This window comes from Rathayibacter rhapontici (assembly GCF_001995175.1).
Taxonomy (GTDB): Bacteria; Actinomycetota; Actinomycetes; order Actinomycetales; family Microbacteriaceae; genus Rathayibacter.
Genome location: NZ_MUKN01000005.1, coordinates 68,779 through 84,234 on the forward strand (window position 1 = coordinate 68,779; position 15,456 = coordinate 84,234).

The window sequence follows — 15,456 nt, forward strand, 5'->3', positions numbered from 1 at the left end:
CCCATGCAGACCGCCGAAATCCGCACCCGCTGGCTCGACTTCTTCGGAAGCCGCGGTCACACCGTGGTGCCGTCCGCCTCGCTCGTCAGCGAGGACCCGAGCCTCCTCTTCACCGTCGCCGGCATGGTGCCGTTCGTGCCGTACCTGACCGGAGTGGTCCCCGCGCCGTACCCGCGCGCGACCAGCGTGCAGAAGTGCATCCGCACCAACGACATCGAAGAGGTCGGCAAGACTCCGCGTCACGGCACGTTCTTCCAGATGAACGGCAACTTCTCCTTCGGCGACTACTTCAAGGAGGGGGCGATCGGCTACGCCTGGGAGCTCCTGACCGGCGCCGAGGGCGACGGCGGCCTGGGCTTCGACGAGAAGGACCTCTGGGTCACCGTCTACAAGGACGACGACGAGGCCATCGCGCTGTGGAAGAGGATCGCGGGCCTGCCCGACGAGCGGATCCAGCGTCTGGACAAGGACACGAACTACTGGTCCACCGGCCAGCCCGGTCCGGCCGGCCCCTGCTCCGAGATATTCTTCGACCGCGGCCCCGCCTACGGCATCGACGGCGGCCCCGCCACCGACGACGACCGCTACGTCGAGATCTGGAACCTCGTCTTCATGCAGTACCTGCGCGGGGAGGGCACGAGCAAGGTCGACTTCGACATCCTCGGCGAGCTGCCGCGCAAGAACATCGACACCGGCATGGGTCTCGAGCGCGTCGCGTTCCTCAAGCAGGGCGTCGAGAACATGTACGAGATCGACCAGGTCCGCCCGGTCCTCGACCGCGCGGCCGAGCTCTCGGGCCGCCGCTACGGCGCCGACCACGAGGACGACGTGCGCATGCGCGTCATCGCCGACCACGTGCGCTCCTCGCTCATGCTGCTGTCCGACGGCGTCACTCCGTCGAACGAAGGGCGCGGCTACATCCTGCGCCGCCTGATGCGCCGCACGGTGCGCGCCATGCGCCTGCTCGGCGTGGACACCGCCGTGTTCCCGGAGCTGTTCGCCGCCTCGCGCGACGCGATGGCCTCCGCCTACCCCGAGGTGCAGACGGAGTACGAGCGTCTGTCGACGAGTGCGTTCGGCGAGGAGGAGGCGTTCCTGCGCACCCTCGCCGCGGGCACCGAGATCCTCGACCTCGCGGTGCTCAAGACCAAGAAGGCCGAGGCGGAGACGCTCCCGGGCGACACCGCGTTCCTCCTGCACGACACCTTCGGCTTCCCGATCGACCTCACCCTCGAGATCGCCGAGGAGTCGGGGCTCCGCGTCGACCGCGAGGCGTTCGACTCGCTGATGTCAGCGCAGCGCGCCCGCGCCAAGGCCGATGCGAAGTCGAAGAAGTCGGCCCTCGCCGACCTCTCGGTGTACGCGGCGTTCCGTGCGCACGGCGAGACGCTGTTCACCGGCTACGACGTGCTCGACACGGAGTCCCGCATCGTCGGCCTCGTGGTCGGCGGGCAGTCCGTCACGAAGGCGTCGGCGGGCGACATCGCCGAGGTGATCCTCGAGGCCACCTCGCTCTACGCCGAGTCCGGCGGGCAGGAGGCCGACGCCGGCCGCATCGTCGGCAACGGCTTCGACCTCGAGGTCCTCGACGTGCAGAAGCCCGTGAAGGGGCTCATCAGCCACACCGTCCAGGTCGCGAGCGGCGAGGTCGGGGTCGGCGACGCCGCCACCTCGGTCGTCGACCGCGACTGGAGGCGCGGGGCGACGCAGGCGCACTCCGGCACGCACCTGATCCACGCGGCGCTCCGCCAGGTCCTCGGCCCGCAGGCGCACCAGTCCGGCTCCTACAACAAGGCCGGCTACCTCCGCCTCGACTTCTCCTGGAACCAGGCGCTGTCGCTCGACACCCGCAGCGAGATCGAGGACATCGCGAACACCGCGATCCGCGACAACCTCGAGGTCGTCACCCGCGAGCTGCCGCTCGACGAGGCCAAGGCGCTCGGCGCGATGGCGCTGTTCGGCGAGAAGTACGGCGAGGTCGTGCGCGTCGTCGACATCGGCGGCCCCTGGTCGCGCGAGCTGTGCGCGGGCACCCACGTGGGGAGCTCCTCCGAGATCGGGCTGATCAGCCTCGTCAGCGAGTCGTCCGTCGGATCCACGAACCGCCGGGTCGAGTCGCTCGTGGGCCGCGAGGCGTTCCAGGATCTCGCCGCCGAGCGCGCACTCGTCAGCACGATCTCGTCGTCGCTGAAGACGCCGCGCGAGCAGCTGCCCGAGCGGATCGCCGACCTCGTCGCGAGCCTCAAGGCCGCCGAGAAGCGGATCGCCGCCTTCGAGGCGAAGGCCCTCGCCGACCGGGTGCCCGCGATCGTCGCGAACCAGCGCCGGGTGAACGGGGTCGCGATCGTCGCCGAGAACGTCGGCACGGCGGGCTCGAGCGACGAGCTCCGCTCGCTCGTCACCTCCGTGCGCGAGCGCCTCGGCTCCGAGCCGGCCGTCGTGGCCCTCGCCGCCGACGTGTCGGGCAAGCCCGCCGTGATCGTCGCGACCAACCAGGCCGCGCGCGACTCCGGCGCCAAGGCGGGCGTGCTCGCCAAGCTCGCCGCGGGCGTGCTCGGCGGCGGTGGCGGCGGCAAGCCGGACCTCGCCCAGGGCGGAGGCTCGGACGTCTCGGCGATCGGCGCCGCCCTCGAGGCCGTGGTCGCGGAAGCGACGCGCTGAGCATGGAGCGGTTCGGCGTCCGGCTCGGCATCGATGTGGGCCGCTCCCGCATCGGTGTCGCCCGCTGCGACGCCGACGGCCTCCTCGCGGTGCCGGTCGAGACCGTCGCCCGCGAGCAGGACGCCGAGGGGAGCGCGGACATCGCGCGCCTCGCGGCGATCGCCGAGGAGCACGGAGCGGTCGGCGTCGTCGTCGGACTGCCCCTGTCGCTCTCGGGGGCCGAGACGGCCTCCACCGACGACGCGCGCGCGTTCGCCGCGCGTCTGGCCGCAGCGGTGCCCCGTGCGCCGGTCCGGCTCGTCGACGAACGTCTGTCGACGGTGACGGCGCAGAGCGCCCTCCACCGCTCCGGACGCGACACCCGCGGCTCCCGCGCCGTGATCGACCAGGTCGCCGCCGTGGTGATCCTGCAGCACGCCATCGATTCCGAGCGCTCCAGCGGTCTCCCCGCCGGATCCCCGCTCGAACCGAACGAAGGACGACCCACCCGTGACCGACGTCCCCCCGAGCCGCCGCGACGACCGCGGCGCCGATCAGCCGAGTCAGCTCCCTCCGGACCGCGAACCGCTCCCCGGTTCGAGTGAGGCCGCGACGTCGTCGTCCGGCGCGGATCAGCTCGACCGCCTCTTCTCCGGCCCCGATGTCCCCGTCGCGCGCGACCGCGGTGCCGCGGTCGAGCCCGCCCACCCCGCGCGGGCGCCTCCACGCGGCGTCGTCGTGCGCGCTCCGGCGGCGCGCCGCGCGCGCGCCGCAGCCGCCGGGGCCTGATCGGCGGCCTCCTCGCGTTCGGCGTCTTCGTCGCGCTCGTCGCCGTCGCCGTGACGATGTTCGTCGAGCCCGTCCGCGCGCTCTTCGCCGAACCGGAGGCGGCCGACTACGCCGGCACCGGGACGAGCGAGGTCGTGTTCACGATCCACCAGGGCGACGGCGGCAGCGACATCGCGAGCAACCTCGTCTCGGACGGCGTGATCAAGTCGTACGCGCCCTTCTACGAGCTCCTCGTCTCCACGCGCCCGAGCCGGTGTTCCAGCCCGGCGCCTACTCGCTCAAGGCCGAGATGAGCGCGAAGTCGGCCCTGGCCGCACTGCTCGACTCCGACTCGACGCGCCTGGCGAACACCTTCGTCATCCCCGAGGGGACGGCCCTCGCGGGTGCGCTGCCGCTGATCGCGGACGGCACGGGGGTGCCCCTCGAGGAGCTCCAGGCGGCCGCCGCGGACTTCGGCTCCTACGGACTCCCGGCCGAGGCGACCAGCCTCGAGGGCTTCCTCTTCCCGGCGACGTACGACGTCGATCCGAGCACCCCCGCGCACGACATCCTGCAGACGCTCGTGACGCGGATGTTCCAGGCGCTCGACGAGGCGCAGGTCGCTCCGGAGGACCGCTACCGGGTCGTCGTGTTCGCGTCGCTCGTGCAGCGCGAGGCGCGGATCGCCGAGGACTTCCCGAAGGTCGCGCGCGTGTTCCAGAACCGCCTCGACCAGGGCTGGCGGCTGCAGTCCGACGCGACCGTCGCCTACGGCACGGGAGCGACCGACCGGGTGTCGACGACCGACGCCGAGCGCGGCGACGTGAACAACGTCTACAACACCTACCAGCGCGACGGCCTGCCGCCCGCTCCGATCTCGAACCCCGGCGACGTCGCGATCGAGGCCGTCCTGCGCCCCGCCGAGGGCACCTGGATGTACTTCGTCACGGTGAACCTCGAGACGGGCGAGACCGTGTACTCGACCACCGACGCCGAGCACAACGCCGCGGTGGACCAGTGGCAGTCGTGGATGCGGGCGAACCCGGAGTACCAGTGACGTCGGGTGCGCGCCTGGCGGTCCTCGGATCGCCGATCGCGCACTCGAAGTCGCCGGCCCTGCACGCCGCCGCCTACGGCGTGCTGGGGCTCGACTGGAGCTACACGGCACTCGAGACGACGGAGGCGGCCCTCGCGGCCGTGCTCGCCGATCCGATCGCGCAGTGGCACGGGCTCTCGCTGACGATGCCGCTGAAGCACGCGGTCCGGCCCCTGCTGGACGAGGAGGACCGGGTCGCGCGCGCGACCGGCGCGGTCAACACCGTGCTGATCGAGCGCACGGACGGCGTCGTGCGGCGGCGCGGCTTCAACACCGACGTCGCCGGCATCGTCCGGGCGCTGAGCGAGGCGGGGGTCCCCGCGTCCGATCACGTCGAGATCCTCGCGCCGGTGCGACGGCCGCCTCGGCGATGGCCGCCGCGGCCGAGCGGGGCGCGACCCGCATCACCGTCACCGCCAGGTCGCCGGAGCGCGCCGAGCCCCTGCGCCCGGTCGCGGCGGCCCTCGGCGCGGTGCTCGACATCCGCTCGTTCGAGGACTGGGAGTCGGGGGAGCCGCGTCCGCTCGTCGTCTCGACGCTCCCCGGCGGCGCATCCGGGGCTCTCGCGGTGCCCGACGCCGTCGTCGCCGCCTCGACGCTCTTCGACGTCGCGTACTCGCCGTGGCCGAGCCCCCTCGCCGTCCGCTGGCGGGCCGAGGGCTCTCCCGTCGTCTCCGGGCTCGGCATGCTGCTGCACCAGGCCCTGGTGCAGGTCCGGATCTTCGTGGCCGGGGATCCCGCAGTCCCCCTGCCCCGGGAGGACGAGGTCCTCGCGGCCATGCGCGCCGCCCTGGCCGACGCCGCCTGAGCGGCCGGGGACCGAGCGCTGGCCCGCGCTGCGGCGGTGCGCTCCGGCCCCGTGTGCGAGAATCGGAGGATGCTCCGTTGGCTCACGGCCGGGGAATCCCACGGTCCCGAACTCATCGCCGTCCTCGAAGGACTCCCCGCGGGGGTCCCCGTCTCACTCGAGGACATCCGCAGCGATCTCGCTCGGCGCAAGCTCGGCTACGGCCGCGGCGCACGGATGAACTTCGAGCAGGACGAGCTCACCGTCTCCTCCGGGATCCGCCACGGCGCCTCCATGGGCAGCCCCATCGCCCTGCGCATCGGCAACACCGAGTGGCCGCGCTGGGTCGACGTGATGTCGGCCGAGCCGCGCGACCCCGAGACCCTGCCCAAGGGGCGCGGAGCCGCGCTGACGCGGCCGCGGCCCGGTCACGCCGACCTCGTCGGCATGCAGAAGTACGGCTTCGCCGAGTCGCGCAACGTCCTCGAGCGCGCGTCCGCCCGCGAGACCGCCGCACGGGTGAGCCTGGGCGCGATCGCCCGCCGCTTCCTCGGCGAGCTCGGCATCGAGCTCGTCAGCCACACCCTCGCGATCGGCCCCGTGCGGGTCCCCGAGGGCTCGCCCCTGCCGTCCGCCGCCGACGTCGACGCGCTGGACGCGGATCCGCTGCGCTGCCACGACGCCGCGACGAGCGCCCTGATGGTGGCCGAGGTCGACCGGGCGCACGACGACGGCGACACCCTCGGCGGCGTCGTCGAGGTCCTCGCCTACGGCCTGCCGCCGGGTCTGGGCTCCTACGTCCACTGGGACCGCCGCCTCGATTCGCAGCTCGCCGCCGCGCTCATGGGCATCCAAGCGATCAAGGGCGTCGAGGTCGGCGACGGCTTCCTCACGACGACGCGCCGCGGCTCCGAGGCGCACGACGAGCTCTTCCAGGACGCCGCCGGCATCTCGCGCTCCAGCGACCGTGCGGGCGGCACCGAGGGCGGCATGAGCACCGGCACGGTCCTGCGCGTGCGGGCCGGCATGAAGCCGATCGCCACCGTCCCCCACGCCCTGCGCACGGTCGACGTCGCCACCGGCGAGGCGGCCGGCGCGCACCACCAGCGCTCGGACGTGTGCGCGGTGCCCGCCTCCGGCGTCGTCGCCGAGGCGATGGTCGCGCTGGTGCTGGCCGACGCCGTCCTCGAGAAGTTCGGCGGCGACAGCATCGGCGAGACGCGCCGCAACCTGCGCGGCTACCTCGACGCGATCCCGGACGAGCTGCGGACCGCCACGGCGAGCAACCCGGCCCTCGGAGCGTCCTGATGCCCGCCCCCGCCCCGCGGCGAGAGCGCTGATGGCCGGACACGATACCGGCGCGGCCCGCGCCCGAGTGGTGTTCATCGGTCCCATGGGGGCCGGGAAGACCACCATCGGGAAGCGGGTCGCGAAGTCCCTGGCCGCGCCGTTCGTCGACTCCGACGCCGACTTCGTCGCGAGCCACGGCCCCATCTCCGCCTACTTCGACGCCCACGGCGAAGCGGCCTTCCGGCGGGAGGAGCGGCTCGTCGTCGCCCGCGCGGTGCGCCGCGACGTCGTGCTCAGCCTCGGCGGGGGAGCGGTGCTCGATCCGCTCACCCGCGCCGATCTGGCCGAGGTGCCGGTGGTCCTGCTGACCACGACGGCCGAGGCGTCCGCGACCGCCTCGGCTCGGGCAGCAGACCGCTCGTGCGCGGCGGAGTCGCGGACTGGACGCGCCTGCACGAGCAGCGCCGTCCGCTCTACGACGCGCTCGCCGACCTCACGGTCGACACCTCTCGTCGGCCGATCACCGCGATCGCCGCGGAGATCGCCGACTGGGTGCGCGCGAGCGGGAACGACTCCCGGCACGACGCGACCGCCGCCGGCGGCCGTGCAGACGACCCGGCGGCCCCCTCCGGCCGCCCGAGCGGAAGACTCCCATGAACGACGGCTCCACCGCCATCACCGTGACAGGCGCCACCGGCTACGACATCACCGTCGGCCGCGGGCTCCTCGACGGCCTCGCCGACGCCATCGGCCCGCGCGCGGCCAAGGTGCTCATCGTGCACCCGCCGACCCTCGCGGTCCTGGCCGCCGAGATCCGCGAGAGCCTGCTCGAGCGCTACGAGGTGCTCCTGGCCGAGGTCCCGGATGCGGAGGCGGCCAAGCGCGTCGAGGTCGCGGCCTTCTGCTGGCAGGTCATGGGCCAGTCGGACTTCACCCGCACGGACGTCGTCGTCGGGTTCGGCGGGGGAGCGATCACCGACCTCGCCGGCTTCGTCGCGGCGACCTGGCTCCGCGGTGTCGACGTCGTGCAAGTGCCCACCACGGTGCTCGGGATGGTCGACGCGGCCGTGGGCGGCAAGACCGGGATCAACACGGCCGAGGGCAAGAACCTCGTCGGCGCCTTCCACGCGCCGCGCGCCGTCGTCGCCGATCTCGACGTGCTCTCAAGCCTTCCGCGCAACGAGATCCTCGCCGGCTTCGGCGAGATCGTGAAGTACGGCCTGATCGCCGAGCCGCAGATCCTCGACATCATCGAGTCCGACGTCGATCTGGCGACGGACCCGACGTCCGAGGAGTTCCGGCGCCTGGTCGAGCTGTCGATCGGCATCAAGGCGCGCGTGGTCGGCGAGGACTTCACCGACCAGGGGCTCCGCGAGATCCTGAACTACGGCCACACCCTCGGCCACGCCATCGAGCACGCCGAGCGCTACCAGTGGCGCCACGGCGCGGCGGTCTCGGTCGGGATGGTCTTCGCCGCCGAGCTCTCCCGGCTCACCGGAACCCTGAGCGACGCCGCGGTCGACCGCCACAGGAGCGTCCTCGAGTCCCTCACCCTGCCGACCAGCTACCCGCTGGGCCGCTGGGAGACGCTCCTCGCCGCGATGCAGCGCGACAAGAAGTCCCGTGCGGGAATCCTGCGCTTCGTCGTGCTCGACGACATCGCGCGCCCGAGCATCCTGCAGGGGCCCGAGACGTCGCTGCTGTTCGCCGCCTACCAGGAGATCGGCTCCTAGGACCGCGGGGCCGCTCCGCTCAGGTGCGGCCCTCGAGCGCCGCGCGTCTCGCCGCGGCGTGCTCCTCGGCGGTGAGGGTGCCGTCGGCGCGCAGCCGGTCGAGCTCGGCGAGGCGCTCGCGCAGGGTCCGCCCGCCGCCGAAGCCGTCCTTCGCGAGCTTCGCCGCGAGGTCGGTCTCGAGGGTGAGCGGATTCACACCCAGCTTCTTCGCGCGTCGCAGGTTCACGACGATCAGGACCACCATCAGGACGACGACCGCGGCGATGACGATCGGGACCGCGGCGAACGCGGCGTCGGCCGATCCCGAGTCGAAGGGTGTCGTGACGTCCGGCATGGCGGGTCTCCTCTCGTGACGTGCTCCCACCCTCCCCCCTCGGCGAGGGCCGTGTGCGGATTCGCACCCGGCGTCCAGGCTCCCTCGGCCCCGCCCGGCCCATCGACTACACTCGACGGGTCAGCCGTACCGGCCGATATCGCCGCGCCCGGAGTCGGGCCCACCGGCAGCAGACTTCCACCGAAACGGATCCCCCTTCGCATGGCCTCTACCACCGACATCAAGAACGGCACCGTCCTCAACATCGACGGTCAGCTCTGGAACGTCATCGACTTCCAGCACGTCAAGCCGGGCAAGGGCGGCGCGTTCGTCCGCACCAAGATGAAGAACGTCCTCACCGGCAAGGTCGTCGACAAGACGTTCAACGCGGGCGCGAAGATCGACACGGCGAACGTCGACCGTCGCGACTTCCAGTACCTCTACCGCGACGGCCAGGACTTCGTGTTCATGGACACGTCCGACTACGACCAGATCACCGTGCCCGAGGCGGTCGTCGGCGACGCGGCCAACTTCATGCTGGAGAACCAGAACGTCACCCTGGCGCTGCACGACGGCGACCCGCTCTACATCGACCTGCCCGCCTCCGTGGTGCTCGAGATCACCTACACCGAGCCGGGCCTGCAGGGCGACCGCTCGACCGGCGGCACCAAGCCCGCCACCGTCGAGACCGGCTACCAGATCCAGGTCCCGCTCTTCCTCGAGCAGGGCACGAAGGTCAAGGTCGACACCCGCACGGGCGACTACCTCGGCCGCGTCAGCTGAGCCGGGCCGTCCGTGAGCGCACGCACGAAGGCGCGCAAGCGCGCCCTCGACATCATCTACAACGCCGACGTCCGGCAGATCCCCCTCACCGAGTCGCTGCGTGCCGAGGCGGAGCGAGCGGTCCACGAGCCCGCTCGTGAAGCGTCCTGGCTCTACGCGCGGGAGATCGTCGACGGCGTCATCGACAACGCCGACGAGATCGACGCGCTGATCGAGCGCCTCTCGAAGGGCTGGACGCTCGCGCGCATGCCCCTCGTCGACCGCGCGATCCTCCGGATCGGCGTGTGGGAGATCCTGCACAACGACCAGGTCCCGGACGGCGTGGCCATCTCGGAGGCCGTCGAGGCCGCGACGGTCCTCTCGACCGACGACTCCGCGGGCTTCATCAACGGCCTGCTGGCGTCGGTGGCGGAGTCGCGCACCCCCGCCTGACCGTCGCCTCCGAGCGCTGCACCGACGACCGGGCGGTCCGTCCCCTCACGGCAACGGGCCGCCCGGTCCCGTCTCAGGAGACGACGATCGCGTCCAGGATCAGGTTCGAGCCGCTCGAGGCGGCGTTCCTGGTGCTGCCGCGCTTGATCGTGATCGTGTGCGGGCCGGCGGGGAGCGCGTCGCTCGTCCACACGGTCTGGTTGTACTTCGTCGACGCGCTGTAGCGGTCGACGGTGGTGACGAGCACGCCGTCGAGGTACACCTCGTTGGTGCCGGAGGACGATGTGCGCCGGCTCACCCAGCTGACCCTCGTCCCCGAGAACGTCAGTGCGGCCGAGGCGCCGACGCTGGTCGAGTACGAGATGCTGCCGCCGTTGTCCGCGGAGGACGACAGCGACGACCAGTTCCCCTCGGTGACGATCGCCGCGTCGCCGTTCTGGTAGGTGCCGGGTCCGGCCGCCGCCGGAGTCGGCGGTGAAGTCAAGGGGGTGTCCTCGACGACGAAGGCGTCGAGGATGATGTTCGACCCGGTCGAGGACGGGTTCCTCGTGCTGCCGCGCTTGATCGTGATCGTGTGCGCACCGGCGGCGAGGGGGCCGCTGGTCCACACCGTGCGCGCGTACTGGGTGGACGCGCTGTAGCGGTCGACCGAGGCGACCAGGACGCCGTCGAGGTAGACCTCGTTGGTGCCGGAGGAGCTCGTGCGGCGGCTGACCCAGCTCACGGCGGTCCCGGTGAAGGTGAGCGACGCCGAGGCTCCCGTGCTGGTGGAGTAGGAGATGCTGCCGCCGTTGTCGGCCGAGGCCGAGAGCGTCGACCAGGTGCCCTCGGTGACGATCGACGCCGATCCGTTCTGGTAGGTGCCCGCGCCCGGGGCGGCGGGCTGCGGCGGGTTCGGCGTCCCGTCGACGGGCCCCTCGGCCAGCCAGCGGTCGAACGTGTCGAGCATGTCCTTGTTGGTGAGGCTCGGCACCACGTGACCGTAGGGAGCGCCCTCGCCGGAGTGGCGGACGACGCTCGTCTCCTTCGCAACCGGCAGCGCCTTCTCGTGCAGCGCGAGGCCGTGCTTCGCGAGCGGGACGATCGTGTCGTCGTCCGAGCCGGTGATCCGCAGCCGCGTCGCGGCCCAGACCGACTGCGGCAGCAGCGCCGGGTTCGTGGCCGGGACGGTGGAGAGGTCGTTGCCGTAGGCGGCAGGACGCGCAGAGGATCGCGCTCGGCGATGTCGGCCATGTCGAAGGTGCCGCTGGCGATGTAGGCACCGCGGATGTTCGGCACGAGCCGGTTGCCGTACGCCCAGCTCAGCAGGGTGCCGCCACCGGAGTTGGAGCGGAGGAAGCTGGCGCCGACCTTCCACTGCGCGGTGACCCACTTCACGGCGTTGCCGTGGGCCGTGATCGCCTTGGGCCCGGTCCACTCGCTGCCGCCGTAGTTCGGGCAGATGCAGACGAAGCCGCGGTCCACGGCCTGATCGGCCGCGTACTGGAAGGCACCGGACAGAGCCGCGTAGCTGCTCCCGTTGGCGTGGTAGTACCAGAGGAAGGTCCGCGCGGAGGCGAGGCTCGGCGCGGCGCTGTGCGGCACGAAGAGCCGGGTCCGGTCGCCGCCGATCGAGACGTCGATGATCTCGTAGGGCGTGCGACCCACCCGCGACAGGACGGTGTCGGTGCGCGAGATCTCGCCGAGCAGCCGGGGGATCACGGAGTAGTCCGGCGCCGCGGCCGCGGGGGAGGCCAGCACGATCGTCGCACCGATCCCCGCGATCGATCCGGCGAGGACGGTACGGCGCGAGATCGGGGCTGCGCCGAAGGGGGACGTGGTCATGGAGAGGATCCTTACTTCCGGCGGGCACGGCGGCCGGGACGTGAGCGGGTCGCTCGGGGGAGTGCGCCGGGGGCGTTCCGCGGGAGGGGCGGGCGGAACGTGCGACGGGAGGAGGGGCGGCGCGCCGTCGTCACAGGATGCCAGGCTATCGGGGACGGTGGGGGAACGGGCGTTCTCTTCTGCTGATCCGCCTCCCTTCGAGGGGGTACGGCGACGTCCGGCGACCGGTCGCCGGCCACTCCGGCCCTCGGCCGCACCGTCGGCCGCACGGAGCCGGGCGCCGTCGAGCTCCCCCTATACTCGGGGGGACATTTCCTTTAAGGCCGTCCGGAGAGACGGGGAAGGAGGTCGGTGTGACGGCACGCATCGTGCTGAACGGCGCTGACATCTCGCGCGCTCTGACGCGCATCGCCCACGAGATCCTCGAGTCGAACCGGGGAGCGCAGTCGCTGGTGATCCTCGGGATCCCCACCCGCGGCGTGGTCCTCGCCCGACGGATCGCCGACACCATCGCCCGCATCGAGCCCGAGGCGTCGCCCGTGTTCGCCGGCGCTCTCGACGTGACGATGTACCGGGACGACCTCTCCCGGCACCCCGTGCGCACGCCCGCCAGGACGACGGTCCCCGCGAGCATCGACGGCCGCACCGTGGTGCTCGTCGACGACGTCCTCTTCTCGGGACGGACCATCCGCGCCGCTCTCGACGCCCTGAGCGACATCGGCCGCCCGCGGGCCGTCCGCCTCGCCGCGCTGGTCGACCGCGGCCACCGCGAGCTCCCCATCCGCGCCGACTTCGTGGGCAAGAACCTTCCGAGCAGCCTCAGCGAGAGGATCAACGTGCGCCTGGTCGAGACCGACGGCGAGGACCTGGTCGCGATCGAGTCCGCCCCCGCGCTCGACGGCGCGACCGACGGACGGAGCGGCGCGTGAAGCACCTGCTCTCCACCCGGGACCTCGACCGCTCCTCCGCGATCGGCCTCCTCGACATCGCCGAGGACATGGCGGACGTGCAGAACCGCGAGGTGAAGAAGCTGCCGACGCTGCGCGGGAAGACGGTCGTCAACCTCTTCTTCGAGGACTCCACCCGCACCCGCATCTCGTTCGAGGCGGCCGCCAAGCGGCTCTCGGCCGACGTGATCAACTTCAGCGCCAAGGGCTCCAGCGTCTCGAAGGGCGAGAGCCTGAAGGACACCGCGCAGACCCTGGCCGCGATGGGCGCCGACGGCGTCGTCGTGCGGCACGGCGCCTCGGGCGCCCCCGCCGTCCTCGCGGCGAGCGGATGGATCGACGCGTCGATCCTGACGCCGGCGACGGGACGCACGAGCACCCCACCCAGGCGCTGCTCGACGCGTTCACCATCCGGCGGCGGCTGCACGGCGCGTCGGCGTCGCGCGGCAAGGGCCTCGACGGAGTCGCGGTCACCATCGTCGGCGACATCCTGCACTCGCGGGTGGCGCGGTCGAACGTCTGGCTGCTGACGGCGCTCGGCGCCGAGGTGACCCTCGTCGCTCCGCCCACCCTCGTGCCGGTCGACACCGCCGGCTGGCCCGCGACGATCCGCTTCGACCTCGACGACGCGATCGACTCGGGCCTGCCCGACGTCGTGATGCTGCTGCGCATCCAGCTCGAGCGGATGTCGAGCGGCTTCTTCCCCAACGGACGCGAGTACGCGCGCATCTGGGGTCTCGACGACGAGCGCCTCGCCCGCTTGGGCCCCGATACCATCGTCATGCACCCCGGACCCATGAACAGGGGCGTCGAGATCTCCTCGGCCGCCGCCGATTCGAGCCGCTCCACGGTGCTCGAACAGGTCACCAACGGAGTCTCGGTCCGGATGGCCGCGCTCTACCTGCTGCTGTCCGGCGAACGGGAGATCCACTGATGAGCACGCCACCGACGAGCACCCGCGGACACGGTCGGATCCTGATCTCGGGAGCGACCCTCGCCGACGAGAGCACCGCCGACGTCCTGATCGACGGCGGGGTCGTCGTCGACATCGGCGCCGACCTCGACTCCAGCGGGGCCCGCGTCGTCGACGCCGACGGCCTGCTGGCGCTGCCCGGCCTGGTCGACCTGCACACCCACCTCCGCGAGCCCGGCTTCGAGCAGAGCGAGACCGTGCTCACCGGATCGCGCGCCGCCGCCGCGGGGGGCTTCACCGCCGTCTTCGCGATGGCCAACACCTCGCCGGTGCAGGACACGGCCGGTGTCGTCGAGCAGGTGCAGAGCCTGGGCGAGGACGCCGGCTACGCGACGGTCCGGCCGATCGGAGCCGTCACCGTGGGCCTCGCAGGGGAGTCCCTCGCCGAGCTCGGCGCGATGGCCCGCAGCCGGGCCGCGGTCCGGGTCTTCTCGGACGACGGGAAGTGCGTCTCGGACGCGCTGCTGATGCGCCGTGCGCTCGAGTACGTGAAGGCCTTCGACGGAGTCGTCGCGCAGCACGCGCAGGAGCCGCGGCTCACGATCGGCGCCCAGATGAACGAGGGAGCCGTCTCCAGCGCCCTCGGGCTGACCGGCTGGCCCGCGGTGGCGGAGGAGGCGATCATCGCCCGCGACGTCCTGCTGGCCGAGCACGTCGCTCCCGCCTGCACGTCTGCCACGTCTCGACCGCCGGCTCCGTCGATGTGATCCGCTGGGCGAAGGCGCGGGGGATCGACGTGACCGCCGAGGTGACTCCGCACCACCTGCTGCTCACCGAGCAGCTGATCGCCGGGGGCGACGAGGGCGGCGGCTACGACGCCCGCTTCAAGGTGAACCCGCCGCTGCGCCGCGACGAGGACGTCCTGGCCCTGTGCGAGGCCCTCGCCGACGGCACGATCGACATCGTCGCGACCGACCACGCCCCGCACCCCGTCGAGGCCAAGGACTGCGAGTGGGACGCCGCCGCCTTCGGCATGGTCGGTCTCGAGAGCGCGCTCTCGGTCGTCCACGCCGCCGTCGTCGACGACGGCCGGATGACCTGGTCGGACGTCGCGCGCGTCCTCTCCGCCGCGCCGGCGCGAATCGGCAGGCTCGAGGGCTACGACCGCGGCCTCGCGGTCGGCGCCCCCGCGAACGTCGTGCTCTACGACCCGGAGGCGCGCCGCCGCTTCTCGACCGCCGACCTGCGCGGCCGCAGCGCGAACTCGCCCTACCTCGGGCGCGAGCTCCCCGGCCGCGTCGTCGCGACGTTCCACCACGGCTACCCCACCGTTCTCGACGGCGAGCTCGTCGACGCCGCCGAGGTCGCCGCCGCCGCGAGGTCCGCCCGTGGATAGGTCCGTCATCACGATCGTCATCGCCGCGCTCGTCGTCCTGGTGTTCGCCGGGATGATCCTGTCGTGGCGCGCGCGCCGCCGCCGCTCCGCCGACCTCGCGCCGGAGGCCGTGCCGGCCGAGTCGCTGGGCGCCGAGCTCGAGTCGGTCGAGCTGCCCTACGTCGCCACGACCCGCTTCGAGCAGCCGCTCGAACGCGTGGTGCTGCCGGGCCTCGGCTTCCGCGGGAGGGCGACGCTGCGGCTGCACGAGCGCGGCGTCGTCCTCGCCCCGGTCGGCGAGCGCGAGACCGTGATCCCCGCGGCCCTGCTGCGCGGAGCGGGCGAGGGCAGCTACGCCATCGACCGCGCCGTCGAGGAGGGCGGGCTGCTCGTCCTCTCGTGGTCGCCGCGCGGCGCCGAGACGGTCGACTCCTACCTCCGCGTCGCCGAGCCGGCCCTGCGCCGGCACCTCGTCGCCGAGCTCCGCCGGCTCGCCGGCCCCGATACCTCCCCCTCCACCCCGGGAGCCGCCGACGGCGGCTCCTCCCCCGACCA

At 72.6% G+C, this 15,456-nt stretch carries 13 protein-coding genes and 5 pseudogenes; 16 read left to right on the plus strand and 2 right to left on the minus strand.

Annotated elements, in window-relative coordinates; all coding sequences use genetic code 11:
* Positions 1–3: 3 nt before the first annotated feature.
* From alaS to aroB, 10 genes and pseudogenes are all read left to right on the plus strand, one after another.
* Positions 4–2,661 (plus strand): alanine--tRNA ligase, encoded by a 2,658-nt coding sequence (alaS, locus tag B0T42_RS02935; protein ID WP_077221881.1) that lies wholly within the window; start codon positions 4–6, stop codon positions 2,659–2,661.
* A gap of 2 nt (positions 2,662–2,663) precedes the next feature.
* Positions 2,664–3,245 carry a Holliday junction resolvase RuvX gene (ruvX, locus tag B0T42_RS02940; RefSeq protein ID WP_446737349.1) on the plus strand — a complete coding sequence of 194 codons (582 nt, stop codon included), beginning with the start codon at positions 2,664–2,666 and terminating at the stop codon, positions 3,243–3,245.
* 234 nt (positions 3,246–3,479) lie between these two features.
* Positions 3,480–3,722: an endolytic transglycosylase MltG gene (locus B0T42_RS20960; RefSeq protein ID WP_236720077.1), complete on the plus strand. Its 243-nt coding sequence runs from the start codon at positions 3,480–3,482 to the stop codon at positions 3,720–3,722.
* On the plus strand, positions 3,683–4,465 hold the full coding sequence (gene mltG, locus B0T42_RS02945) for an endolytic transglycosylase MltG (protein WP_236720078.1): 783 nt from the start codon (positions 3,683–3,685) through the stop codon (positions 4,463–4,465). Before B0T42_RS20960 ends, mltG begins: the two co-directional genes overlap by 40 nt.
* 80 nt (positions 4,466–4,545) lie before the next feature.
* Positions 4,546–4,671 (plus strand): annotated as a pseudogene (locus B0T42_RS20965) (shikimate dehydrogenase); the annotation flags it as partial.
* A 203-nt stretch (positions 4,672–4,874) separates the two neighbouring features.
* On the plus strand, positions 4,875–5,312 hold the full coding sequence (locus B0T42_RS20970; protein WP_236720084.1) for a hypothetical protein: 438 nt from the start codon (positions 4,875–4,877) through the stop codon (positions 5,310–5,312).
* A gap of 69 nt (positions 5,313–5,381) precedes the next feature.
* On the plus strand, positions 5,382–6,599 hold the full coding sequence (gene aroC / locus B0T42_RS02955; RefSeq protein WP_077221883.1) for a chorismate synthase: 1,218 nt from the start codon (positions 5,382–5,384) through the stop codon (positions 6,597–6,599).
* 85 nt (positions 6,600–6,684) lie between these two features.
* A pseudogene (locus tag B0T42_RS22565) lies at positions 6,685–6,978 on the plus strand (shikimate kinase); the annotation flags it as partial.
* Positions 6,979–7,001: 23 nt separating this feature from the next.
* Positions 7,002–7,238 carry a nucleoside/nucleotide kinase family protein gene (locus B0T42_RS02965; protein ID WP_077221884.1) on the plus strand — a complete coding sequence of 79 codons (237 nt, stop codon included), beginning with the start codon at positions 7,002–7,004 and terminating at the stop codon, positions 7,236–7,238.
* Positions 7,235–8,314 carry a 3-dehydroquinate synthase gene (gene aroB, locus B0T42_RS02970; RefSeq protein WP_077221885.1) on the plus strand — a complete coding sequence of 360 codons (1,080 nt, stop codon included), beginning with the start codon at positions 7,235–7,237 and terminating at the stop codon, positions 8,312–8,314. The genes B0T42_RS02965 and aroB overlap by 4 nt, the downstream gene beginning before the upstream one ends.
* A 19-nt stretch (positions 8,315–8,333) precedes the next feature.
* Here the strand turns inward: aroB and B0T42_RS02975 are convergent, their stop codons facing one another.
* Positions 8,334–8,648, minus strand: a complete 315-nt coding sequence (locus B0T42_RS02975; protein WP_077221886.1) for a hypothetical protein — start codon at positions 8,646–8,648, stop codon at positions 8,334–8,336.
* Between the two features lie 201 nt (positions 8,649–8,849).
* Here B0T42_RS02975 and efp point away from each other — a divergent pair, with 201 nt between their 5' ends.
* Positions 8,850–9,410 (plus strand): elongation factor P, encoded by a 561-nt coding sequence (efp, locus tag B0T42_RS02980; RefSeq protein WP_055791792.1) that lies wholly within the window; start codon positions 8,850–8,852, stop codon positions 9,408–9,410.
* Between the two features lie 12 nt (positions 9,411–9,422).
* A complete protein-coding gene (gene nusB / locus B0T42_RS02985) occupies positions 9,423–9,842 on the plus strand; it encodes a transcription antitermination factor NusB (RefSeq protein WP_077221887.1) in 420 nt (139 codons plus the stop codon).
* Positions 9,843–9,915: 73 nt separating this feature from the next.
* On the opposite strand, the gene B0T42_RS02990 is transcribed toward nusB, so the two are convergent.
* Positions 9,916–10,815: a hypothetical protein gene (locus B0T42_RS02990; protein ID WP_139344395.1), complete on the minus strand. Its 900-nt coding sequence runs from the start codon at positions 10,813–10,815 to the stop codon at positions 9,916–9,918.
* Between the two features lie 1,204 nt (positions 10,816–12,019).
* On the opposite strand from B0T42_RS02990, the gene pyrR reads away from it, so the two are divergent.
* The 4 genes and pseudogenes from pyrR to B0T42_RS22570 all read left to right on the plus strand — a co-directional run.
* Complete coding sequence (pyrR, locus tag B0T42_RS02995) at positions 12,020–12,595, plus strand: bifunctional pyr operon transcriptional regulator/uracil phosphoribosyltransferase PyrR (RefSeq protein WP_077221889.1); 576 nt, start codon at positions 12,020–12,022, stop codon at positions 12,593–12,595.
* Positions 12,592–13,547, plus strand: a pseudogene (locus tag B0T42_RS03000) (aspartate carbamoyltransferase catalytic subunit). Before pyrR ends, B0T42_RS03000 begins: the two are co-directional and overlap by 4 nt.
* A pseudogene (locus tag B0T42_RS03005) lies at positions 13,547–14,922 on the plus strand (dihydroorotase). Before B0T42_RS03000 ends, B0T42_RS03005 begins: the two co-directional pseudogenes overlap by 1 nt.
* Positions 14,923–14,974: 52 nt before the next feature.
* A pseudogene (locus tag B0T42_RS22570) lies at positions 14,975–15,370 on the plus strand (PH-like domain-containing protein); the annotation flags it as partial.
* Positions 15,371–15,456: the final 86 nt, after the last annotated feature.